Below are 22,093 nucleotides of genomic sequence, written 5' to 3' on the forward strand. Positions count from 1 at the left end.
GAACTTCCAATAACTTCCGCGATCGCACCGCTGCAATTAAGGTGAAAGCTCCGGAGGATCACTTTAATTTCAAACTAACTTTATTGATTTTTTAAGTAATAGGTTTTGCTGAGAACTTGGCATTAATCGCCAGATACGATAGCTTTACAGCAATTCCGCTGCTTTGCAGTTTTTAGGTGGGCACTCTTAAACAGCATTCCTGGCAGAAGCGATGTTTAATCGAAGTCCAACTCCTTAAATCAGCAAATTCAGTGACAAGCCCTATCATTTTTTGAACGGCATGGATTACGAAACCGCTCGTAGTTTTTTAATCAATCAAGCGCGATTGCTCAACCCAAATCAAGATACGTTTTTATCTCGTCTCCAGCAAGGAAAACCGCCAGTTCCAGGGCAGGTTACGTCCATATTACTCGCCCTGAAAGTGGTATTTGAGGCACTGCGAGCCGCCCCGAGCCTAGACCGAGAATTAATTTATACCTTGCATATATTGGCACTAGAAAGCCGACGACAGTACGATTCGCAGCGCAAATTAGGAGTGGTTTGGCCACCCCTACTTGATGAAGACGTTGCGCGAATTTCAACTGCCGTAAAAAATATTTTTTCAGATGAGTGGAAATCAGCCTAGCTTAGGCATCGGTGATCAGCCTAGCGATTTCGCAGTTCAGTTTCTAGTTTGTTGAGGTCACTCTTAAGGAAAACCACAACGTGACCTGCGTAGGCACTTCCATTTCGCGTTTGAGCGATTTCGGTCCAATAGGCATAACGATTGCCCGTGCGGAGTTCTCCCTGCAAAGCTGACATCAGAGGGGTAGCGCGGCGGCGAGCTTGGTACGCGGTGGCTTCTCCGGGATAGCTGTACACCAGATTGGCACGCTCGTAGTCTTGATACACATCTAGGCCATAAATTACTCGCAGTGATTCGTCTAGGCGATTGCGAGTCACACCATTGATCATGTCAAAGATGGACAGGCGCTCAGAGCGAATGATGCTGGGGTCCCCAGCCGGAATCACTTTACCAGGAGCAAGCACAGAGGCTTGAAAAGTAAACCGTTGAGCGGCGCTATCATTCTTGCGCACCAGTAGCTTTTCCCCACTGGCAGGCCGCAGAGTCGGGTGAGCTTGAATCCAAGCCCCAACTTCTTCAGTCGTCTGTCCAGGTAGCGCCTCCGCTCGCCCGCCTCCTAGCACTAGCATCAATCCAAAAGACAGAACAGCTCCCAGTTGCACTCTACTCATCACAAGCCTCTTGTTGACACATGACAACCGCCCCAGGTAATTGGGAATGGGTAATGCCCTAGTATTGGCGATTTGCGCCCTAAATATATCAGTTTGCGATCGCGACTTTAATCACTTTGCGATCTTTCATGTCTTGAAACACTTGTTCGAGTTGTTCAAGGGGTTGGCGATCGCTAATCAACAACTCAAACGGCACGGTGCGACTAGCTAGCAGGGACAAAGCCGCACGGACATAGTGAGGCGTATTGTGAAAAACACCTTTTAGCGTGAGTTCGCTGTAGTGGAGTTGTTCGGTATTGACGGTAATCGTGGTATCGCGAGGACAACCGCCAAATAGATTCACTGTTGCACCGGGACGGGCACAGGCGATCGCTGTTTCCCAAGCTGCCGGAACTCCCGTGGCTTCGATCACCACATCAGCGCCCCAACCATCGGTTAGCTCTTTTACGGTTGTAGGTAGGTCAGGCACTTGTCGATAGTTAAAGATTTGGGCAGCGCCAAACTTGGAGCCAACTTGCAGGCGTGAGTCACTACCCCCAAACAGAAATACTTCTGCGCCTTGGTTCGCCAAAGCTGCCACAAACATCAGTCCGATCGCGCCATCTCCTAGCAAAGCCACGCGATCGCCAGGTTTAACGTTAGAGCGAGCCACACCATGCAAGACACAAGCTAGCGGTTCGGTCATCGCCGCCAACTCGGCTGGCAAATCTTCCGGAATCGGCAGTAAGTTTTGCTGGACAATCGGCGCGGGAATTTTGAGATATTGAGCAAAAGTGCCGTTGTTAAAAGTTAAGTTGGGGCAGAGCGAATATTCTTGACGGTGGCAGAAAAAACAGTCGAGACAAGGGGCGGAGTTATTGGCCACTACGCGATCGCCAATCTTCCAGTCTGTCACCTCTGATCCAATGGCGACAATCTCTCCAGCTGCTTCATGGCCAAATAGAGTTGGCGGACGCAGCATTCGGGCATGACCTCCCCGTCGCCATACTTTGAGGTCTGTGCCACAAGTTGTTGCGGCTGCCACTTGAATTACTACTTCCCCAGGGCCAGGAGTGGGATCGGGGACTTGTTCTAAGCGTAAATCTTCTTGACCGTAGAGGAGAGCTGCTAGCACAGGAATTGCCTAAAACCCTTGATTTCTCTCAATCTTACAAGATTGGGTTCCAGCAATCTGCCCGCTGGCTCAACAGAAAACCCTACCTTAATACTAAGGACAGGGCTAATGGCTCTATGCGACTCAAACTCGGTCTGCCTAAAAATCTCTCTTATTGTCCAGAGCGATAAGCAGAGGTGGCTTTGTTCGGTGTTAGAGCAGTCATAGGAGTCTCACTTCGCAGAACTGCACTAGACAGGGAAGGGACTTCTTGCCAGCAGGAGGTGCAGAACCAATAGACTCCTTTTTGACGCGCGTGCCGTAGCAAAGGACTATCGCAATAAGGGCACTTATTAACATCGCTATTCATGGCACTTAGCTCTCCAAACAGTTTAAAAATTGTTAATTAAAGAAATACAAGGGCTGAGCTTAATTGGTTCATTCAATTAGTCTTAGCTATTCGGTCTGTTACCCCTGGTCTAGGATTCAAGGATGTCTGAAGCAAAAGCTAAAAACTTAGGTTCTCTGAACTCTAAGGTAGAGCTACTGGGCGATCCCCGCCATCCATCTTGGGAGACAAATTAAATTGTCAGTAGCGAAACGGCATTTTTTAGCACGAAATTTTTGTTTTTTAAAGTCGGGGCAAACTTCAGAAACTTAGTTTAAGTATTCAGTTTAGAGATTGATCCCCAGATAGATAAATCAAAATCCATTGCACGTAATGCAGTACTAGTTAAGTTTCAGCTCTAGAGAGCTAAGCAAAATGGACAATTAACATTAATGCACTAGTTTGCTGCTAGGAAAGTAACGATCGTCACTAGCAGACAGATTCGGGAAAATGAATTAGCAAAAAAGCGATCGCCCCCTCTACCTCGGCCAATCCAAACTCTAAGAGAGGATTGCAGCGGAAGTGAGGAGGCGATGGTTTAGTAAATTGCGAAGAGTTGAGAACTCAGGCGTTTAATATTCAGGCACAGAAGGATCGATTTCCCGACTCCAAGCTTGAATACCACCCTTCACATTGGTTCCAGTGATGCCTGCTTGCTTCAGGATGCCGAGAGCCTTAGCCGATCGTCCGCCCATTTTGCAATGAGCGATCAAACGATGACCATTCAGGGCTTCTTTGACTTTAGCCACGCCTTCGCCGCTTTCAATGTCGGGGAGGGGCACCAAAATAGCGCCAGGAATCTGGGCAATTTCGTACTCATTCGGGTTGCGGACATCGATCAGCACAAAGTCATCCGCACTGCTGTCGAGCAGTTGCTTCAGGTCTTGCACCGTCATCTCAGGAATTTCCGCTTGTTGCTGGGCTTCCGCTGCCTTAGCTTGGGGAATGCCACAGAACTCTTCGTAATCTACCAGCTTCTCGATTACGGGTCGCACCGGATTGGGCCGCAGCTTCAGCTCCCGGAATTTCATCTCCAAGGCGTTGTAAAGCAGCAAACGACCGCTCAACGTTGTCCCTTTACCTAGAATGATTTTGACCGTTTCGGTGGCTTGAATTACGCCAATGATTCCAGGCAGAATTCCTAGAACGCCGCCCTCAGCGCAGGAGGGTACAAGTCCTGGCGGTGGGGGTTCGGGATAGAGGTCACGGTAGTTGGGGCCGCCTTCGTAGTTGAAAACCGTCGCTTGGCCTTCAAAACGATAGATGGAGCCGTAGACGTTGGGCTTGTTTAGCAACACGCAAGCATCATTGACCAGGTAACGAGTGGGGAAGTTGTCGGTGCCATCCACCACAATGTCGTAAGGTTCAACGATATCGAGGGCGTTTTCAGAACTGAGGCGGGTTTCGTACAAATCAACTTGACAGTTGGGGTTGATTTCGAGAATTCGGTTCTTGGCCGACTCGATCTTGGGCTTACCCACCCAAGAAGTACCGTGAATCACTTGACGCTGGAGGTTTGAGTGGTCTACCACGTCAAAGTCCACAATACCAATGCGGCCAATTCCTGCTGCGGCTAAATAGAGCAGCAGCGGCGCACCCAAACCACCCGTGCCAATGCAGAGAACGCTGGCAGCTTTTAGGCGCTTTTGGCCTTCTAGACTGACTTCTGGCAGGATTAGGTGACGGGAATACCGTTCGTATTCGTCTTTTGTGAGTTGGATCTCATCCAAATTGGGATTGAGCATAGCAATGAATGCAAGGAGAGATGGGATAAGCGAGTTGGGAGAGGCTAAAACTAAGCAGCCTCAGCAATCCAAATATCTTCTGACTGGAACCGATGGTCTTCGGTCAGGCTCCAGCTACGCAGATCTATAACTTTACCGTGTTGAACGGAAACAATAATATACGAGTAGTGCGCCCAGGCGCACATTCGGTCCATCTCCGAAGGTGTAGCGGGATGATCGGGATGGGAGTGGTACACACCAACAATGTCGAGGTGGCGATCGCGTGCTTCCCGCTGAACTTGCAATATCTCGCGGGGGTCAATCCAAAAATGCTTGTGTTGGGTCACATCCCAATTGTTTGGCAACTCGATCACGTCCCCTAAATCCTGAGCCCAAACATTCTCAGTGGCGCAAACTTCAATCACAGTTCGAGACTCACTAGAATCTGAACTCACTTTTCCCAATAGCAAACCGCAGCACTCTTCTGGGTAAGTGCGCTCAGCCTGAGCCGCGATCGCTTGAATGTGGTGAGAGTCGAGTTGCAGAATCACGAACCAGTTGTCAAAAATTTTTGCTGAGCTAGATTATTTATTCTAAGTCAGAATCAACTCACCTGAGCGATGAAGTGAGATTTAGTGTGCTTTGCCTGCCCCTAAATATAGTTCACCCACTTTCGGGTCATAGAGCAAGTCACGTCCTGGACCTTCAAAGCGATCGCGCCCTGCCTCCAATACATAACCGCGATCGGCCATTTCCAGCGCCTTACGAGCATTTTGCTCCACCAGCACGATCGCCGTCCCGTTCTGATTAATTTGCTTAATTTGCTCTAGCACGTTGTTTACCAAAATCGGTGATAGCGCCGCCGAAGGCTCATCCAATAACATCAAACTTGGTTGTAGCATCAACGCTCGCCCCATCGCCAGCATTTGCCGCTGACCACCCGACAGAGTGCCCGCCCGCTGCCGTCGCCGACCCGCCAAATCAGGAAACATGGTGTAAATGCGATCCTTAGTTGCATCCAACGGCTCATTGCAGATAAAAGCCCCCATTTCTAGGTTTTCATCCACACTCAGCGATCGAAACACATTAGAAATTTGCGGCACATAGCACATGCCTCGCTGCACAATCTGGTTCGACTTCAAACCCGCAATACTTTCCCCCTGGAACGTAATCTTGCCGCGATTCGGGGTCAACAACCCAAAAACTGTTTTCGCCAGCGTAGACTTACCCGCCCCATTCGGCCCAATCACTGCCACCAACTCCCCCGGATACACTCGCATATTCACGCCTTGCAGAATATTCAGATCCTTCACATAACCTGCATAGACATCTTCAACTTCAAGCAACGGAGCAGAATGGGTCATGGGTAGGGGTTAGGAGTTAGGGATTAGAGAGTAGAAAGTTAGAGGTTGTCAGCTAAATTAAACCACCTTTTGGAGGGGGTCTGGGGGACGCAACCGTCCCTCAGCGGGGGTTTGGGGGCAGGTGCCCCCAAAGGTTCAGCTTCCTCAAGTCAGGAACTAACAACTAAGGCGTCTTCTGCAAATCAGGCCGCTCCTCCGGCACGATCGCCCCCTCCACCGGACAAACCTGCAAACAAATCCCGCAGTCAATACAGGTAGAAAAATCGATCCAATACCAATCAGTCCCTTTCGTGTTCTTACCAGGACCCTCATGAATACAGGCCACTGGGCAAGCATCTACACAATCGGCAACGCCTTCACAAATATTCGTAACAATCGTATGTGGCACAGTGTTCTCTCTCTCAAAAACGCAAAACAAATCAATCTGATTGCTTCTTCTAAGCTATCAGGATCAACCTAAAGATTCAGGACGAGATTAGGTGAGTGACTCTACCTCAGCAGAACCATCCACCTTAATCCAAACCACCTGGGCAATCCGGCGATCGCGCGCATATTCCCGCACCGCTTCTGGGGAGAGGCGATCGCCCAAATCTACCTCAACCCGCACCAACTCAGCCGACTCCCGCAACTTTTGGGCATAAGCAAAAGCTGCCGTATAAGCTTGAGCGCTTTCTGGCACCACCAACCAATCACTATTCGGTGTTTCCTGAGGCAATTGCTCGGTGGGCAACAGCACTTGATGCAAATCCTCGATATTGAGCGAGAAACCAATCCCAGGATACGTTTCTCCTTGAGGATGATACAGACCTAACAACTGGTCATAGCGTCCACCCTGGCCCAACACGCGCTGCCCCGTCTCCGCCTCACTCACCACTTCAAACACAATGCCTGTGTAATAGTCGAAGGTTTGAATCAAGCTGAGATCGAGAATTAGGGGAGATCGGCCTGGCTGTGTAGCAAAACTATCGCTCAGCAGTTCCACCAAAGACTTGAGGTTGTTTACCGCTTCACGCTGAGCCGCATCTAGGTCTAAACTCGACACCTTTTGCAGCACATCCGCTGGGCGACCGCGCAGATCTACTAAAAACAGCGCCCGTTCCCGCAGTTCTGGCGAGAGTGGGAGAGTTTCTAGGGCAATGCGGTTTAAGTGGGCGATCGCTTGCCGCACCGTATCTTGCAGGTGGCTCGGAAACGGCGAGAGGAGCGATCGCGTTAGTCCTGCTTCTCCTAATACCAAGTGCCACTGAGCTAAACCGAGATTTTTCAGGCAGTCAGCCAGCAAAAGCAGAATCTCAGCATCTGCGACTAGGCCACCGCCGCCCAACAGCTCCACGCCTGCTTGGTAAAACTCCTGCTGACGGTTGTGATTGGCTTGAGCCGCCCGTCGGAACACATTGGCGTTGTAGTAGAGCCGTTGGGGATAAGCAGCACCCACCATCCGAGTCACTGCCGCCCGCGCGATCGAAGCTGTCAGTTCTGGCCGTAGCCCCAATACTTCATTCTCGGCATCTTGAACTTGAATCACCGTAGAGCGCTGCACCGCTCCCCCAGCCATCAGGGTATCCAGCCGCTCTAAGGTTGAAGTAATAATGCGGTGATAGCCCCAGCGATGAAACACTTGCTGTAGACCCTTCTCAATCCAGCGCTTTTGAGCCACATCGAGTGGCAGGAGATCTCTAGCTCCAGCAGGTGGTTGATAAACCATTATTTTTTCTTTCCACCAAACAAACCAAACAAACCACCACCCGAATCACGGGGTTTCTCGGACTGACCAGCCTTGGCTGGTTTAGCTTTACCGCCAGTCCCAGCAGACAGCTTATCTAATTTCTGCTTCGCTTCCAAAGCTATCTCGTCTTTGGGATTTAACTGTAGTGCTCGCTCAATATGAATCTTAGCCATTTTGGCCTGGTTTTGCTTCAAATACACCATGCCCAACAAGCCATGACAGCGGCTGTTATTTGGTTCTAATTTCAAACCGTCGCGGAGTTCCAAAATTGCTTGAGCAAAAGCGTTTCTAACAATCAGTTCTTCGGCCCGACGGCAATATTGTTCTACAGCGGTTGGCTTGGCTTGTGAAGCCGTAGAAGGTGCTGGAGCAGCATTCGCCGCTTGATTAGATTTACCTGCTTGATTAGAAGTTGCAGCACCCCCCGCAGCCTGATTTTTAGTCTGTGAAGACCCTGGAACGGCACCACCTTTGCGTAGGAGGTAGACAAAATTTAACTCACTAATTTGACCAGTCAGTTCCAGGATCTGATCTAGAGTTTGATACTGCTTAGTTGCTATCTCTTGTAGTGCCGTTTTGTAGGCATGGTCAACATCATTAGCTTTAGAGAGTTGTGTCGCTACTTCACTAAAGATTTGAACAGAATCTTTTTCTTTAATAGCCTGTTGACCTTTTAGCCGTACTAAGACTTCGTATTCGGCTCGTTCGCGATCTTGAGATAACTTCTCGTAAGCTGGATTAACGAGCTTGGATAATAACTCTGTGGCTTGCTGCTTTTCGTCCTCAGATTCGGATGAAAAGCTATCTGGATGGAGGTTACGCGCGATTTTAAGATAGCGTTTCCGAATCTCCTTAGCGTCCGAGTTGATTGGGACTCCCAAGATGGCGTAGTAGTCAGTGAAATCCAGCTTAAATAGCCCTCGGTCAATTTGAAAAGACATGGTTTGTGGTCTCACTTCCTACTACGTAAATGCTTCTAGTCTACTTTGCCTCGCAGGGGATGCATGCCTTAGGAGGGGTGGCTAGCATCCTGACTTAATACATTGTTATCACTTCTTGCGGCTGATGCAGCGCTCACCTGTAACAGTTCGCTGCTCAAAGCGCTGTGAATTTGCTGATTCGTGGCGAGAATCCGACCGGAAGGGATGACTACAGGACTTTGGTCGTAAGCTGTAACCTGTCCACCCGCTTCGCGAACCAACACAATGCCTGCTGCCATATCCCAAGGAGACAAGCCCCGCTCCCAATAGCCATCGAAGCGACCACAGGCGACATAGGCGAGATCCAATGCGGCAGAGCCGCTGCGACGCACCCCTTGAGTCAGGTGGGTGAGATGACAAAATTCGGCGTAATTATTGTCTGAGGTTTCACGGCGATCGTAGGCAAAGCCTGAGACTAAAAGGCTCTTGCTCAGTTCAGCGGTTTTTGAGACTTGAATGGGGCGGCGATCGCGAGTGGCTCCCAATCCTATAGCGGCTCGAAATAGTTCTTGGCGGAAGGGGTCAAAAATAGCTCCGACTTGCGGCATCCCCTCAATTAACAGCCCCACCGAAACTGCGGCGACAGGATATTGGTGGGCATAATTCGTGGTGCCATCTAAGGGATCGATCGCCCACAGATATTCGCTGGCCGTGTTGTCGAGCTGCCCTGATTCTTCAGCCAAAATCGGATGGTCTGGAACATGGCGACGCAGCACCTGAAGGATCGCTGCTTCTGCGGCCTTGTCCGCTTTTGTGACTAAATCTCCGGGACGACCTTTCTCCTCAATCCCTTCTAGGTGGCCCCAGTAATCTTGCAAGATGACTCCTGCTGCCAGCACTGCTTCCGTGGCAACGTCTAAAAAGATTTGGAGTTGTTCAGGCGATGGGTGGCTCATCTTTAATATTTATTCACAGTTTCTTATTGAATCACTGTTTTGCCACTTTCATGCCCTGAATATAAGGTTCTGGATCTTCAGCGACCCACCCTAAATTGGAGTTGTAGCGCACCTCGAAATGTAGATGAGTTGCTTTTGAACTAGGCGTTCCAGTGGTGCCGACCGTACCAACTAGCGCGCCCTTCTTCACGGTCTGGCCCGCCTTGACTTTGATGCTGCCTAACTGCGCATAGCGGCTCTGCCTTCCACCCGCATGATTAATCACAACTAAACTGCCATAGCTGCCTTGCTGATCGGCAAAAGCTACCACACCATCGCCTGCCGCTAGAACATTGGTGCCGACTGGAGCTGCAAGGTCAATGCCGCTATGAAAAGCCACTTGAGCGATCGCAGGCTGTAGCCGCCAACCGTAGCCGAGCAGCACCGTCGCCGTGGTGGGCAGCGGGTAGCCTGTCAAGCCATAGTTATCGCGATCTTTGGGACTGATGCTGGGTGGAGCAGAGCCGACTGGAGACCAATTCACGCCAGGGACAAAAACGGTAGCAGGTTTGGCTGAGCAACCATTGACTTCAAACAGCACATCAGCCCGCACTTTGTAGGTAGCCGCGACATCCCGCCAAGTTTGGCCTGCCGGAACGCTTACCTGCACCCCGTTGTAAGGCGGAATCACAATCTCTGCGCCAGGAGTTGCTTTGCCACTCCTTAGGCTGGGATTGAATCCCATCAAAGTTGCAGGAATCAAATTATATTTCTGGGCAATACTCTCTAGCGTTTCACCCGACTTAACCTTGTAGCGAGTCAAGCGCTCTAATGCAGGCTTTGGACAAAGACTGGAGGTTTGAGCGATCGCTCCTGGCCGTATCCCTGAACTGACTTCCGGCGTTGCAGCACTACTGTTGAGGGGATACCAAGTGAGCCAGAGCAGAGTGGGTAGAGCAAACCAGCGAGAAAAACTCATGGGTATCATATCTGGGGGAGTCAGAAGTTAGGAATTGGAAGTCAGAAGAACTGCATCTATTTTGACTCCTGTTTTCTGACTGCTGTTTCCTAGCTTTATTGAATCGCAATCATGAGCGATCGCCTAGCTCGGTCCGATTTTCCTGCTCAGAAGCACCATCGATTACAGTAGAGGTATGTTTTCCTGCGCCACTGCCATTCAGTGTTGAGACTATGAGTTTGTCGTTCAAACAACTAACGATTTACCTAGCTTTATTAGCCATTGGCGGTGGTGCAGGAGCGTGGGGTAACCGCTACCTCACCGCAGAGCGAACTACTTCATCTGGCGGGCTAGCACCTTTTCTTCAACCACAGACTCAGAAGCCGTCTGCCCGTACCACTGCTAGCCTACCCATCTCCCCTACCAGCCCTAACTTTATTGCCGCAGCAGTCGAAAAGGTAGGGCCTGCGGTGGTGCGAATTGATTCAGCCCGGACAGTGACGGGTAATGTGCCAGAGGCGTTTAGAAACCCCATGTTCAAGCGCTTCTTTGGTGGTGAAGCTCCTATTCCAGAAGATCGTGTGGAACGAGGGACAGGTTCTGGCTTTATTTTGAGTGCAGATGGCCGCTTGATGACCAATGCCCATGTCGTGGCTGAGGCTGATACTGTAAAAGTGACGCTGAAAGATGGTCGCAGCTTTAACGGCCAAGTGGTTGGGACTGATCCAGTGACGGATGTAGCGGTGGTCAAAATCAGTGCTTCTAGCTTGCCTGTGGTCAAGTTGGGCAAGTCTCAATCTTTGGTGCCAGGACAATGGGCGATCGCGATCGGCAATCCTTTAGGTCTAGATAACACCGTCACCGCTGGCATTATTAGTGCTATTGGCCGCTCTAGTTCGCAAGTGGGAGTGCCCAACAAGCGGGTGCAATTTATCCAAACCGATGCAGCGATTAATCCGGGCAACTCCGGCGGACCTTTGCTGAACGAGCAGGGAGAAGTGGTGGGTATCAACACAGCCATCCGAGCTGATGCTCAAGGGTTAGGCTTTGCCATTCCCATCGAGACAGCAGAGCGCATTGCCGAGCAACTATTTCGCAGTGGTCGTGCTGAGCATCCTTACTTAGGCATCCAGATGGTTGACCTAACGGGCGAAATTAAAGAGGAAATCAACCGCGATCGTGAGTTGGGCATTAAGGTAACGCAGGATCAAGGCGTTTTGATTGTTAAGGTTTTGGACAACTCACCCGCTGCCAAGGCAGGTTTAAAGCAGGGAGACGTGATTCAAAAAATTAACGGCAAGTCGGTTAGAACTGCTTCGGAAGTGCAAGAGATGGTGGAAGCGAGTGTCGTAGGGGCCCAGCTCAATCTCGAAATTAACCGCAACGGCAAAGCTCAACGCTTGCGGATTCAACCCAGCGCTTTTCCGACTGAAGAAATTGGCTGATCTACTATCTCTCTCCCCCTCCCTGGCAGGGAAGGGGCCGGGGGTTAGGTCAATCTTCGCGATCCTAAAAATTTCTTTTTGAGCTTGTCGGCTATTGGTTAGAAGGGGGGTCTTCGTGAAGAGACATTGAACCCGCTAAAACGCCTTCCAGTTCCATGCGTTGCTCCATCTGGCGCAGGAAATAGCCCGTCATCATGGCAGAGGCGAGCAGCCCTGCTAAGTTGTCACGATCGGTCGTAATTTGAACGTTAAAGCCTTCACTGGGCAACATTCCCACTAAACCCTGAACGTTATGGGAAATAATTTGTTTTACCTCCGGGCTGACCGACTTGGCAACCCGTGCTAGCACCTCAGGTGACTGATGTTGCAGGTATTTCAGCAACGGATTTGCTTGAGCATTTTCGGGGTCAGAGCCAAGGAACTTAGCACTTTCAGGGTTAAAGACCATAAGGACGCTAAAGGGTTTGCTTGCTTATTTGTACTATTGTGGCACTTCCACCCACCTCTGTGACCAGTCTCAAAAAGGTGAAAATTCCGAACCTCTAGGGACGGGTAAGGGGTGGTTGTCGAATGGCAAAATTTAGGATTCGTCAGCAGGCTCTTGAGTTTGTGGCTCTAAGGCGATCGGGAGTTTGTCTACCTGGAAATACTGGTGGAACTTCTCGGTGACTTGTAACCAATAGGATCGACCATCTGATTGCCGCCGTTTCCGCACAAAGCCTTGCTCGACTAATTCTGGCACATGCTGATAGGCACCTGAACCGCGCAAATTCACCAAATCCGCCTGAGCAATTGGCCCCCGTAAAGCGATCGCCGCTAAAGTTCGTAAAGCCCCCACCCCTAAATCTACTGGAATTAAGGTTTGCACCAGTTTGTGAAACGCTGGACGCAGTTGCAAGCTGTATCCTTCGGGCGTTTCTACCACTTCTAAGGCACTGTCGCGATGAGCATAATCGGTCATGAGCTCGATCAAACCTTCTTCTGCCGTAGCGCGATCGCAGCCTGCATATTTGGCAATCTCACTGAGCGCCAGCGGTTGGGCCTTTAAGTAGAGAATCGCTTCGATGGTGCTAGCGAGTCCCGTCTGTTTTGGCGGTTCTTCCCACAGCGTTGGTTGATCGCTCAATCCAGATTACGTCCTGTCAATTCAACAAAAATATCTTCTAAGTTGGAAGGTCGCACCATCATACCAGTCTTGTTTGGTTGCCGATCCAGATAGATATTCGCTTGCTCTAGATCAGGGAAAAATTGGTAATCCCACTTGTCGCCTTTCTGGGTCATCACCAAGCCTTCGCCATACTTCTGCTTGAGTTCGGAGAGCGTGCCTAACTCGATCAACTTGCCCGCATCCATGACGCCGATGCGATCGCACAGATACTCCACTTCATCCATGTAGTGCGTGGTGAGCAACATCGTCATGCCCTGCTTGTTCAAGTCGCGGATGATTTCCCAGAGGCGGCGGCGAGTTTGTGGGTCTAAACCGACAGTTGGTTCGTCGAGAAACAGAATTTCTGGCTCATGTAGCAAGGCACGGGCAACCTGTAAGCGCCGCTTCATCCCTCCGGACAAGGTTTTGACCAAATCATTCCGGCGATCGCTCAGTTCTACATACTCTAGCCAGCGATCGATCCGTTCTTGCCGGACTCGATTGGGGATATGGTGCAAACGGCCATGAAATTCCATGTTCTCCCAAACGCTCAGATCGCCATCTACGCTGGTTTGCTGCAACACCACACCAATCCGTTGCTTCACCTGAGCCGCATGACGCACCACATCAAAATCAGCAATCTGAATCTGGCCTTGGCTGGGTTTAGTCAGCGTCGTTAGCATGCGAATTGTGGTGGATTTCCCTGCACCATTGGGGCCGAGTAGGCCAAACATCTCCCCTGATTTGATCGTGAGTGAAAGATCCTGAACGACCGGGCGATCGCTATAGGTTTTGTAGACGTTTTGCAGGGAGATCGCAGCAGACATGAATAAGCGAAATGAAACCAATCTTTACCCTAGCACCGATGAAAGCCTTAGACCTCTACAGGTTGGCGATCGCGACAGGTTCAACCGAATCGGCCAGCTCAAAACCAAATACACGCGAGTAGAAATAGAGTTCGCCGTCCAGCGATCGCTTAATGTTTTCGGCTTTGCGGAAGCCATGCTGTTCGCCTTCAAAGGCAATGTAGGCGACGGGTAAGCCCTTCGATTGCAGCACTTCTACCATTGCTTCGGCTTGGCTAGGCGGCACAATTTTGTCCTCCAAACCTTGGAAGAAAATCACTGGGCAAGAAAGCTGATCGCAGAAATGGACAGGCGATCGCGCTTGATACAAATCTTGCCGTTCGGGATAGGGGCCGATTAAGCCATCGAGATAGCGGGATTCAAACTTGTGCGTATCTCTCGCCAACGCCTCCAAATCGCTGACTCCGTAGTAGCTCGCGCCTGCCTTGAATACATCGCGGAACACCAAAGCACAGAGCGTCGTATAGCCTCCAGCGCTTCCGCCATCAATCACTAAGCGATCGCCATCTGCCAAACCTTGCTCAGCTAAAAAACGGGCTCCATTCACACAGTCATCGACATCGACAATGCCCCACTGCCCTTTCAGCCGCTCCCGGTATGCGCGACCATATCCGGTGCTGCCGCCGTAATCTACATCTAAAACAGCAGTCCCCCGACTCGTCCAATACTGAATGCTCAAGCTCAAAAGCGTAGAAGTGCCAGCAGTGGGGCCACCATGACTTTTGACGAGTAAAGGTGGTTTTTCTCCGTCGGGTGCGGTGTAGTCTTGGTTGTTCGGTGGATAGAAGAAAGCGTATGCAGTCAAACCATTCTCGGTCGGAAACTCGATCGCTTGTGGTTCCGAGAGATAGCCTGGATCAACCTGAAGGTGGCTGGCGCGCTGCAAAACAGTGGTTTCGCCTGTAGCTAAATCGAGTCGGGCGATCGCCAGTGATTCGGTGGGGGAGCCCGTCAAAAACACCGCTTGCCCCGCTGCTACTTGCAACCCTCGCACCACTGTATAAGGAATGGTGATTGCCTGAAGTTCTTGAGTGGTTGGGTTTAGCCTAGCGAGATGGGTAGTGCCCTTCTCGACATAGGTGCAGATAATTTGCTCACTGCCACTACTCGTATCAAACCCGTAGGTAGACTGACCAAACACCCATTGGGGTTCACCAAACTCAGCGGCGCGATCGCATAACGCTTCTACCTGACCCTGCTGCCAACGGTACAGATTCCACCAACCTGTGCGATCGCAGATAAAGTGCAGGATGCCGCTCGGAGACCATTCTGGCTGAAAGATCGATTCTGTGATGCCGCCTGCTACTTTTTCAGGTTGCCTCAGAGAACCATCGGGATTAAACGCAGCGACCCACAGCTCGGTACCATCCCAGGGCATATTGGGGTGGTTCCAGGTCAACCAGGCTAAGTGCGAGCCATCAGGGCTGAGGCGTGGGGAGGAGTAGAAATCATTGCCAGCTACTAGGATTTGTGGTTCTGAGTTGCCCTCCAAATCTAGGCTGGCAATTGTGTTGACGGGCTCCTGTTCTCCAGCCGTATGGTCTTCTTGCACACAGATAAAGCGCTGCCGTGATTCGTCTACCACGCCATCGGCATAGCGCCAGTTGCCTTCCGGTGTCAGAGCTTGCGGTTCTGAACCTAGCGTTTGGCGATAGAGGCGTTGATCAGCAAAGTGACTGAAGTAGACGGTGCCTTGGTGAACCACATAAGCTCCCCCACCATATTCATGCACTCGTGTCCGCACATTGAAGGGAGCGGGTGTGACATCTGAAGTTTGCCCATCGGGAGTCCGGCGCACCAGCACTGTTCGGCCTGCCTCTGTGGGTCTTAGCTCTAGCCAGTAGATATCCTCTCCGTCTAAGGCTGCCTGACTGAGGCCAATGGTACCTGTAACAATCAAATCTGAAGTAATGGGGGACTTCCAGGTACCGTAAGCGGCAACTTGGGATGAGGGCATGAGTATTCTCCAAAGGCGGGTCAGCGGTTCCTAAAATTGAGGATAGAAGCTTTTTCGCCTTCCGGATCGTCTTAACCCAGAATCAGCCCCCAAACCAACCATGAGAGCCAAAATCGTTGATGACATTCTGTTCCTCCACCATGAGGATGTCCCGCCTTACAAGAAAGGTGGGTCGATGGTGCGGAATAGCTACTTCTGGGCCTTACGCTCGATCGCTGGGAGAGCGAACCGCGATCGCGACTGGGAATACGAAGCCGAAATCTGGCCTGCCCTGCAACGAATGCTGATCTCGTTTAGTGAATCTGGCTATCTAGGCTTGTCAGAAACTATTTTGGAGTTTCCCTTAGACCAAGGTGAGCTTCCAGCGGTGCTGCGCCCGGTTTCCACTTGGCAAACCGAGTTGCCCGATGAGCCAGAAGATGAGCTTTACGAATCTGGTTCCAGAACCATCTGAGGCGCTAATAGCGTTCCTTCCGGTTCCTGAATCTGCTGCGATACGCCCAAAAGCCGTCCATCCTCATGGTGAATCCGTACCGCCAAACTTGCCTCTGCGGACGCAACCGATTGAAATAAATATTGGTCTAGGGGCTGAAACACTCGTTGCCCCCAACACCAGCGCCGCGCCAATTCAGGTGAGAGGGTGATCGAGGGTAGATGCTGCAAAACGCTCAGGGGAGCGATCGCTTCAAAGGTGCCTGCCTGTAGCTGCGCTTCTAAATCGGCAAAGGTGAGGCTCTCCGCTAACGTGAGGCCACAACTCTCCGTACGACTCAAAGCGGCCAACGTGCCCCCCACCCCTAAGACTTCGCCTAAGTCCCGCGCGATCGCCCGGATATAAGTGCCCGGACCACAAGCAATCGCCAAATCGAGTTCGGGAAAGTCACCCGGTCGCCAATCCAGCACTTCAATAGCAAACACTTCCACGGCACGAGGCTGCACTTCAATCAGGGTTCCCGCCCGAGCCAAGCTATAAAGCCGCCGACCTTCAACTTGGACGGCACTGTAAGCGGGAGGAATTTGCTGCAACGGTCCCTGGAACTGCGGTAGAGCTGCTTGCACCGCTGCCAAGGTTAAATTCGGCGTTGCTTGCGCTGACAGGGTTTCTCCCTCTAAGTCATCGGTTGCAGTTTTAACTCCCAATCGCACAGTGGCGCGATACGCTTTATCCGATCGCAGAAATTGCAGGAGACGAGTGGCTCGCCCAATTGCGACTGGTAATACTCCAGTAGCTGCGGGGTCGAGAGTGCCGCCATGTCCCACCCGCTTCAGCTTCAGCAAGCGACGCAGCTTAGCCACACAATCATGGGAAGTCATTCCCGCTGGTTTATTTAAGTTCAAAAACCCTTGCACAGTCTCAGTTCAAGCTCTCATTGTGGTGTACGGTCATGGGTCGGCTAGCCAACCTATTACAAGTTCAGAATTAGTTAATCTTTCTAAGGAGTGAGACACTGAGTGTCGCTTGGTTTTTGCGCCACAAACCAATAATTCTGACAGAACGGGGAGAAAATGTAGCTCAAAGTTGTATCCGCTAGCTGCCAGCCTTGAGCGATCGCTGCCGAGGTGCGAATCCTTCCAGGCAAGTTTCCCCAAAAGTTGCGAGGCAAAACTCCATAACGCTGCACCTCTAACAGGTCATAGCCGGCTGCTTGACACAAAGCTTGAATAGACTGGCGAGTATAGCGATAAAGGTGGTGGTGTTTGTTGGGGACTAGCGCGGCGATCGGATCAATCCAACTGAATTGATTGGGCAAGTGATAGCAAATGAAATAACCGCCCGGTTTAAGCAGGCGAAAAATCTCTTTTAAGCTGGCGATTTCATCCCCTCCGGTTTCTCGTACATGCTCTAAAACGCCCACAGAAACCACCGCATCAAATTGTTGGTCGGCGTACGGGATGGCGATCGCATCCGTTGGGGTGCCTTGCTTAAATTCGTAAGCCAATTGATCTAATTTTTGTCGTAAGTAAAAGTCTTCAAAAGCATAACCATAGGCTTGATAATCAGAGCGGGCGAGGAAATAGGAGAAGTGACCATTGCCACAGCCCCAATCTAAAACCGCACTTTTTGGCGCTACATATTGCTGCAATAACTGGTAAAGCTTTTGGTACTGCTCGGCACTGGTGATGCTTCTAAATTGGGATAAATTACACTGACGATCTTGGGCTTGCAGTGCAATTAATTCCCCGATAATTTGTTGATGTTTAGGCTCAAGTACTGGCACAGATAAATTATCTTAAGAGAGACAAAAATTGCGTTCCTTTAGAACTGTATGCGCTTTGGTCAAGTCTTGAACAGCGCGATCGCGGTTCATGCGCTCAGAAGAAGCTTAATTTTAGGGAACCGTGGGGACTAGCTCCTCCAGTGGGACGGGCGCGGGTAATGGCTCCGAGGGAGAGGTTGCAGGGAGAGCAGGGCCAGGTTCTGGCGGTACGGTTGGTTCTTCTGTCTCACCATCTAGGGCTTGGGCCAATTGAGCAGCAGTAAAAGATTGTACTAAATCTAGTTTTAGGGGCGCTCGGCTGATGTTAGCGGCATAGGCAGAAGTTAAGTAAGGTCGAAATTGCTCTTGATTTGTGATGTGAGTTTTAAAGAAAGCCACGCTTAAGGCTTGGATATAGCGGTAAGCCAACGCTGGAGCTGCTCCAATCACTGGGGTCGGAATGGGCACAACTTCACTATTGGTAGCAGAAGCGCCAATGGCCGAGAAGTGAGTAGCCCCATTCATCAGCACTAGATACTTTTCTGGCATGGTGAGCCAAGTAAACGGTCGAATTTGCTCCGGCAAGGCAGGCGCAACTGTGTCGGCATTGGCAGCAATCATCATCAACGGTACTTGGATTTGGCTCAAACTCGGTTCTCCAAATACAGTGCTATCAACCGGATTAATCGCGATCGCGGCTTTAATGCGAGGATCTCGCAACTCGTACTGCCGTCCTGCCAATTCCCGCGCCCGACATTGCAACAACAGCGATAAGTTCAAAGACTCATTGCTGCGCTGACAGTTCTCGGCCAATTGCTCAAAGTTCAACGTTGCCCCAGCTACGGAGAGGGCTGTGTAGCCTCCGAAGGATTGCCCTACTACTCCCACTTGTTGTAGATTAAGCCGCCCTCGAAACAACGGCTCAGACTGAGACCGCCGCTCCAACTCATCCAGCAAATATTTAACATCCAAGGGGCGATCGACAAACTCAAAGGATTCAGCGACATCAGTGGCTGTACCACTCAAGAGTGCCTGCAATCGACCCGCATTACTCCCCAAATGCTCTGGCAAAGCTACCACAAAGCCGTAGGAAGCCAGATGCTTAGCCAAATAATCGAAGGTCGTGCGATCTGACCCCAACCCGTGAGAAATCACAATCACTGGAGCTGGGTAAGGTCGGGCCTGGTTTTGTGCGGCGCTGGCCAAAGGCATGTAGATATCAACTGGAAACACCCGTTCTCGAGGAATTTCTATCGGCGGGCGATTGGGAAATCGTTGAATAGTTTTGCGGGTGCGATCGCTCAAAGTAATGGTGGTTTTCTCCCACTCAAATTCTCCCGTTTGACGCAAGTCCGCGAGGGCAGAAAAATCAGTCACAGGTGCCAAAGCCGCTTCTGCCGTTGCTTGTTGGCTAATTGCGACAGAGGCTTGCCTTGTTTGCTCCACAAATTCATCCAAGGCATTAGCAATTTCTAGGCTGCGACCCAAGTTCACTCGAATGCCATCCGTGGGAAATTGCCGCATCACATTGAGCAAGGTCAAGCCCTCCGGCTGAGCTGCTGCCAAAATCAAGGCCGAGCGAATGGCATAAAACCCAGTCTGACGCGCCTCTGTTTGAATCACTTGGCCCAAGCGCATGAGTAACGTTTCTGCTTGGGGGGTGTAGAGGAACTGAGAAACGGCGACCGACGAAAGTTGAATTGGTGTGAGTAGAACTTCTCGTAAATCTTGCAGCTGTTTGGGGTCTGCATATTGAGCGTAAGCCGCTAAATCATCATTGATGGTGCCCGTTCTGGCATAAGTCTCTAATGTGTCTATGGAAATGGAGCGTTCGACGGAGCCATAGGAGACGTAAACACGTTCTGCCGCCGCCGCTGGGTGAGTGAGACTGGGTAGTAACAGCCCACTGCTCAGGGCTCCCAGTCCTAAAAGAGTCCAACGTTTTACAGGGTGAGTCTGAACAACGCGATGGTCAGGAGAAACGAATTGCAATTGCCACCGCCGCAGGGTCAGGGCCACAAAACTAGACAATAAGAAATTCATGGGGTTGCACTCAGGGCTTCTCGTCACACCACGCAGGGTGAGCAGTCAGTTGGGCAATGATTTTTTAGGTAGCGACTGGGTACCTGAAACCTTATACGCTCATATGTGCGATTGATCCAGTACATTTCCCAATTTCTAACCTTAGCAATTGAGACTGAGTTTGCTGCTCAATTGTTCAAGGATTTGGCAGCCTTTGACTCCCTAAGCTAGATTAAGAGCGATCGCTAGAGGTCTGAGATCATGGGTGCTTTCACACCTCAATCAAAGCAAGCCCTACACAAACAAGCCAAAACTCCGGGTTCAGGTTCACTGCGATCGCCTCAGCAAATTGTCGTCTTGGCTGGCTCAGGCATCCTGCTATCTTTAGGACTTTGGGTTGTCTTAGTGGTGGGGGAATATGTGACGATTGGAGGCGTACCCTTCTCGGTCATTGTCAGCTTTCTTCAAGACAACACCGCCAGAACTGCCTATTTTGAGGGCAACAGTACCCAAGTGCACGATCGCCTCAGCGAAATGGGCGTTGAGGAGCAAATGAAAGGCTATTATCGCGATCGCATTGCCGATGAAGTCAAGCTAGATCAACATATCCATCAAGTGTTGTACGATCGCACAGGCTATGTGGGTCAAGCTTACCGGGTGAATGCTCAAGGAATTTTAGTACTGCGGCAACCTGTCATCAGACCTTAGAGCCTTCGTCATGCTGCTGTTTTATTCAGCACCAACAAAAAAGAGTGCCAACAAAAATCCGACTCTCGAACTTAAAGCATTCAAGAATCGGATTTTGATTTTGCTCAGAGGCTAGAACTAATCTGAGGCCCGACGCTTAGGAAAGCATGGCTCGGCTATCTTTGCCGATCTCGCTGATATCCTTGCCGAGGAGTTGCGCGATCGCTTGCCGTTCCAGCGCTGGCTGAGAGGGAATTTCTTGGCGAGCATCGGTGATCAACCAGTCGAGGGCTGCCGCTTGGACATCAATCGTTGCCCCGGTTTTATCAACACAGTAGCGACCAAAGACCAGCTTATCTACCAAGCGTACCCCAGGACCTAGCCGTGAGTATTCAAAGATCACGCTGTTGTCAACGGTTGCCCCACCACAAATGCGGCAGTTAGGGCCAATGTAGGTGGGACCAACAATCTTGGCTCCATCTTCAATTCGAGTCATGCCGCCGATATAGACTGGGCCTTGAATATCAACTTTGTCCCAGTTCACGGCTACATTTAATCCGGTGTAGATGCCTGGTGCGACTTCATGTCCTGGAATTTGCACATTCTTAACGTCGCCCTGCAAAACTCCACGCACCGCGCGCCAGTAGTCAGGCACCTTGCCGATGTCCACCCACTCAAAGTCCATTGTGACGCCATAGAAGGGCGCAGCCATTTCTACGAGTTTGGGGAACAACTCACCCCCAATGTCAAACTCGCAGCCTGAGGGAACGTAATCTAAAACTTCAGGCTCAAAAATATAGATCCCTGTGTTGATGCTGGTGCTGAGGGCTTCATCTACAGCAGGCTTTTCTTGGAAGGCTTTGATGCGACCTGACTCATCAGTTACCACAACCCCGTAGCTGGAGACTTCTTCCCTGGGCACGGATTTCATGATTACAGTGGCGATCGAACCTTTTTCTCGGTGCCATCTCACGGCCTCGGTAAGGTCAAGATCAATCAGGGCATCGCCACACATCACCACAAAGGTGTCGTCGAAGAAAGGGGAAAAGTCTTGAATTCGGCGCATGCCTCCTGCCGAGCCTAGCGCTTCACCGACCAACTCACCATCTACAATGCGCCCTTCAAAAGAGTAAGCAATTTGGACGCCAAACTTCTGCCCGTCTCGGAAGTAGTTTTCAATTTCATGGGCTAGGTGGCTGACATTGACCATAATCTCGTCAAAACCATGCTGGCGCAGGAGTTCTAAGAGAAATTCCATCACTGGCTTTTGCAGGATTGGAATCATGGGCTTGGGAATGGTGTAGGTAATCGGACGAACGCGCGTACCTTTACCAGCTGCCAGGATCATGGCTTTCATAAATATTTATCTCTCACCCTAGACCACTACACTGTCAATAATCGATACATTGTTTGGCGGTTGAGTTCCA

23 protein-coding genes are annotated in these 22,093 nt (G+C 50.7%); 4 read left to right on the plus strand and 19 right to left on the minus strand.

Features of this window, described 5'->3' with window-relative positions; all coding sequences use genetic code 11:
• The first annotated feature begins 280 nt into the window (after window positions 1-280).
• Window positions 281-625 carry a Dethiobiotin synthetase gene (locus H6F68_RS19975; RefSeq protein WP_190561636.1) on the plus strand — a complete coding sequence of 115 codons (345 nt, stop codon included), beginning with the start codon at window positions 281-283 and terminating at the stop codon, window positions 623-625.
• Window positions 626-645: 20 nt separating this feature from the next.
• Here the strand turns inward: H6F68_RS19975 and H6F68_RS19980 are convergent, their stop codons facing one another.
• The 11 genes from H6F68_RS19980 to H6F68_RS20030 all read right to left on the minus strand — a co-directional run bounded on the left by H6F68_RS19980 (window position 646) and on the right by H6F68_RS20030 (window position 10,365).
• Window positions 646-1,236, minus strand: a complete 591-nt coding sequence (locus H6F68_RS19980; protein WP_190433770.1) for a hypothetical protein — start codon at window positions 1,234-1,236, stop codon at window positions 646-648.
• A gap of 88 nt (window positions 1,237-1,324) precedes the next feature.
• Window positions 1,325-2,350, minus strand: coding sequence for an alcohol dehydrogenase catalytic domain-containing protein (locus H6F68_RS29635; RefSeq protein WP_190561638.1), 1,026 nt, complete (start codon window positions 2,348-2,350; stop codon window positions 1,325-1,327).
• A gap of 151 nt (window positions 2,351-2,501) precedes the next feature.
• The gene (locus tag H6F68_RS19990) at window positions 2,502-2,699 is read right to left on the minus strand and encodes a hypothetical protein (protein ID WP_190554693.1); all 198 of its coding nucleotides are present in this window, start codon (window positions 2,697-2,699) and stop codon (window positions 2,502-2,504) included.
• Window positions 2,700-3,289: 590 nt separating this feature from the next.
• Window positions 3,290-4,462, minus strand: a complete 1,173-nt coding sequence (moeB, locus tag H6F68_RS19995; RefSeq protein ID WP_190554694.1) for a molybdopterin-synthase adenylyltransferase MoeB — start codon at window positions 4,460-4,462, stop codon at window positions 3,290-3,292.
• Window positions 4,463-4,512: 50 nt separating this feature from the next.
• Window positions 4,513-4,992, minus strand: coding sequence for a M67 family metallopeptidase (locus H6F68_RS20000; protein ID WP_313930196.1), 480 nt, complete (start codon window positions 4,990-4,992; stop codon window positions 4,513-4,515).
• An 81-nt stretch (window positions 4,993-5,073) separates the two neighbouring features.
• Window positions 5,074-5,805 carry an ABC transporter ATP-binding protein gene (locus H6F68_RS20005; RefSeq protein ID WP_190561640.1) on the minus strand — a complete coding sequence of 244 codons (732 nt, stop codon included), beginning with the start codon at window positions 5,803-5,805 and terminating at the stop codon, window positions 5,074-5,076.
• Window positions 5,806-5,968: 163 nt separating this feature from the next.
• On the minus strand, window positions 5,969-6,193 hold the full coding sequence (locus tag H6F68_RS20010; RefSeq protein WP_190433761.1) for an indolepyruvate ferredoxin oxidoreductase subunit alpha: 225 nt from the start codon (window positions 6,191-6,193) through the stop codon (window positions 5,969-5,971).
• Between the two features lie 87 nt (window positions 6,194-6,280).
• Window positions 6,281-7,510 carry an ATP phosphoribosyltransferase regulatory subunit gene (locus H6F68_RS20015; protein ID WP_190561642.1) on the minus strand — a complete coding sequence of 410 codons (1,230 nt, stop codon included), beginning with the start codon at window positions 7,508-7,510 and terminating at the stop codon, window positions 6,281-6,283.
• Window positions 7,510-8,472: a J domain-containing protein gene (locus H6F68_RS20020; protein WP_190433757.1), complete on the minus strand. Its 963-nt coding sequence runs from the start codon at window positions 8,470-8,472 to the stop codon at window positions 7,510-7,512. Before H6F68_RS20020 ends, H6F68_RS20015 begins: the two co-directional genes overlap by 1 nt.
• A 68-nt stretch (window positions 8,473-8,540) precedes the next feature.
• Window positions 8,541-9,407, minus strand: coding sequence for an inositol monophosphatase family protein (locus tag H6F68_RS20025; RefSeq protein WP_190561644.1), 867 nt, complete (start codon window positions 9,405-9,407; stop codon window positions 8,541-8,543).
• A gap of 31 nt (window positions 9,408-9,438) precedes the next feature.
• On the minus strand, window positions 9,439-10,365 hold the full coding sequence (locus H6F68_RS20030; protein ID WP_190561646.1) for a M23 family metallopeptidase: 927 nt from the start codon (window positions 10,363-10,365) through the stop codon (window positions 9,439-9,441).
• Window positions 10,366-10,577: 212 nt separating this feature from the next.
• Here H6F68_RS20030 and H6F68_RS20035 point away from each other — a divergent pair, with 212 nt between their 5' ends.
• The gene (locus H6F68_RS20035; protein ID WP_190561648.1) at window positions 10,578-11,789 is read left to right on the plus strand and encodes an HhoA/HhoB/HtrA family serine endopeptidase; all 1,212 of its coding nucleotides are present in this window, start codon (window positions 10,578-10,580) and stop codon (window positions 11,787-11,789) included.
• Between the two features lie 91 nt (window positions 11,790-11,880).
• Here H6F68_RS20035 and H6F68_RS20040 read toward each other — a convergent pair whose 3' ends face one another.
• From H6F68_RS20040 to H6F68_RS20055, 4 genes are all read right to left on the minus strand, one after another.
• A complete protein-coding gene (locus tag H6F68_RS20040; protein ID WP_190561650.1) occupies window positions 11,881-12,237 on the minus strand; it encodes a DUF760 domain-containing protein in 357 nt (118 codons plus the stop codon).
• Between the two features lie 132 nt (window positions 12,238-12,369).
• A complete protein-coding gene (scpB, locus tag H6F68_RS20045) occupies window positions 12,370-12,915 on the minus strand; it encodes an SMC-Scp complex subunit ScpB (protein WP_242065574.1) in 546 nt (181 codons plus the stop codon).
• Complete coding sequence (locus H6F68_RS20050) at window positions 12,912-13,763, minus strand: ABC transporter ATP-binding protein (protein ID WP_190561652.1); 852 nt, start codon at window positions 13,761-13,763, stop codon at window positions 12,912-12,914. The genes scpB and H6F68_RS20050 overlap by 4 nt, the downstream gene beginning before the upstream one ends.
• Before the next feature lie 55 nt (window positions 13,764-13,818).
• Window positions 13,819-15,759 (minus strand): S9 family peptidase, encoded by a 1,941-nt coding sequence (locus tag H6F68_RS20055; RefSeq protein WP_190561655.1) that lies wholly within the window; start codon window positions 15,757-15,759, stop codon window positions 13,819-13,821.
• A gap of 100 nt (window positions 15,760-15,859) precedes the next feature.
• Between H6F68_RS20055 and H6F68_RS20060 the strand changes: the two genes are divergently transcribed.
• Window positions 15,860-16,213, plus strand: a complete 354-nt coding sequence (locus H6F68_RS20060; RefSeq protein ID WP_190561657.1) for a hypothetical protein — start codon at window positions 15,860-15,862, stop codon at window positions 16,211-16,213.
• Here the strand turns inward: H6F68_RS20060 and truB are convergent.
• The 3 genes from truB to H6F68_RS20075 form a co-directional block, all read right to left on the minus strand.
• Entirely contained in the window at window positions 16,186-17,109 is a 924-nt protein-coding gene (gene truB, locus H6F68_RS20065) for a tRNA pseudouridine(55) synthase TruB (protein ID WP_190561659.1), read from the minus strand. The two genes, H6F68_RS20060 and truB, sit on opposite strands and share 28 nt — an antisense overlap.
• Window positions 17,110-17,192: 83 nt before the next feature.
• Entirely contained in the window at window positions 17,193-17,978 is a 786-nt protein-coding gene (locus H6F68_RS20070; protein ID WP_190561661.1) for a class I SAM-dependent methyltransferase, read from the minus strand.
• 111 nt (window positions 17,979-18,089) lie between these two features.
• Window positions 18,090-20,000 carry an alpha/beta hydrolase gene (locus tag H6F68_RS20075; protein ID WP_190561663.1) on the minus strand — a complete coding sequence of 637 codons (1,911 nt, stop codon included), beginning with the start codon at window positions 19,998-20,000 and terminating at the stop codon, window positions 18,090-18,092.
• A 240-nt stretch (window positions 20,001-20,240) separates the two neighbouring features.
• On the opposite strand from H6F68_RS20075, the gene H6F68_RS20080 reads away from it, so the two are divergent.
• Complete coding sequence (locus tag H6F68_RS20080) at window positions 20,241-20,687, plus strand: hypothetical protein (protein ID WP_190561665.1); 447 nt, start codon at window positions 20,241-20,243, stop codon at window positions 20,685-20,687.
• Between the two features lie 136 nt (window positions 20,688-20,823).
• On the opposite strand, the gene H6F68_RS20085 is transcribed toward H6F68_RS20080, so the two are convergent.
• Complete coding sequence (locus H6F68_RS20085; protein ID WP_190554707.1) at window positions 20,824-22,023, minus strand: sugar phosphate nucleotidyltransferase; 1,200 nt, start codon at window positions 22,021-22,023, stop codon at window positions 20,824-20,826.
• Between the last annotated feature and the right edge of the window lie 70 nt (window positions 22,024-22,093).

Origin of the sequence: Trichocoleus sp. FACHB-262 (assembly GCF_014696035.1) — a bacterium.
In the GTDB taxonomy this organism is placed as follows: Bacteria; Cyanobacteriota; Cyanobacteriia; order FACHB-46; family FACHB-46; genus Trichocoleus.

Bases quoted from the DNA above. Each gene is read 5' to 3' on its own strand.
- H6F68_RS20015 (WP_190561642.1), bottom strand. From the start codon at position 7,510: ATGGTTTATCAACCACCTGCTGGAGCTAGAGATCTCCTGCCACTCGAT.
- H6F68_RS19980 (WP_190433770.1), bottom strand. From the start codon at position 1,236: ATGAGTAGAGTGCAACTGGGAGCTGTTCTGTCTTTTGGATTGATGCTA.
- H6F68_RS20075 (WP_190561663.1), bottom strand. From the start codon at position 20,000: ATGAATTTCTTATTGTCTAGTTTTGTGGCCCTGACCCTGCGGCGGTGG.
- H6F68_RS20025 (WP_190561644.1), bottom strand. From the start codon at position 9,407: ATGAGCCACCCATCGCCTGAACAACTCCAAATCTTTTTAGACGTTGCC.
- H6F68_RS19975 (WP_190561636.1), top strand. From the start codon at position 281: ATGGATTACGAAACCGCTCGTAGTTTTTTAATCAATCAAGCGCGATTG.
- H6F68_RS20040 (WP_190561650.1), bottom strand. From the start codon at position 12,237: ATGGTCTTTAACCCTGAAAGTGCTAAGTTCCTTGGCTCTGACCCCGAA.
- H6F68_RS20055 (WP_190561655.1), bottom strand. From the start codon at position 15,759: ATGCCCTCATCCCAAGTTGCCGCTTACGGTACCTGGAAGTCCCCCATT.
- H6F68_RS20035 (WP_190561648.1), top strand. From the start codon at position 10,578: ATGAGTTTGTCGTTCAAACAACTAACGATTTACCTAGCTTTATTAGCC.
- H6F68_RS20005 (WP_190561640.1), bottom strand. From the start codon at position 5,805: ATGACCCATTCTGCTCCGTTGCTTGAAGTTGAAGATGTCTATGCAGGT.
- H6F68_RS20080 (WP_190561665.1), top strand. From the start codon at position 20,241: ATGGGTGCTTTCACACCTCAATCAAAGCAAGCCCTACACAAACAAGCC.
- moeB (WP_190554694.1), bottom strand. From the start codon at position 4,462: ATGCTCAATCCCAATTTGGATGAGATCCAACTCACAAAAGACGAATAC.
- H6F68_RS19990 (WP_190554693.1), bottom strand. From the start codon at position 2,699: ATGAATAGCGATGTTAATAAGTGCCCTTATTGCGATAGTCCTTTGCTA.
- H6F68_RS20020 (WP_190433757.1), bottom strand. From the start codon at position 8,472: ATGTCTTTTCAAATTGACCGAGGGCTATTTAAGCTGGATTTCACTGAC.
- H6F68_RS20060 (WP_190561657.1), top strand. From the start codon at position 15,860: ATGAGAGCCAAAATCGTTGATGACATTCTGTTCCTCCACCATGAGGAT.
- H6F68_RS20050 (WP_190561652.1), bottom strand. From the start codon at position 13,763: ATGTCTGCTGCGATCTCCCTGCAAAACGTCTACAAAACCTATAGCGAT.
- H6F68_RS20085 (WP_190554707.1), bottom strand. From the start codon at position 22,023: ATGAAAGCCATGATCCTGGCAGCTGGTAAAGGTACGCGCGTTCGTCCG.
- H6F68_RS20030 (WP_190561646.1), bottom strand. From the start codon at position 10,365: ATGAGTTTTTCTCGCTGGTTTGCTCTACCCACTCTGCTCTGGCTCACT.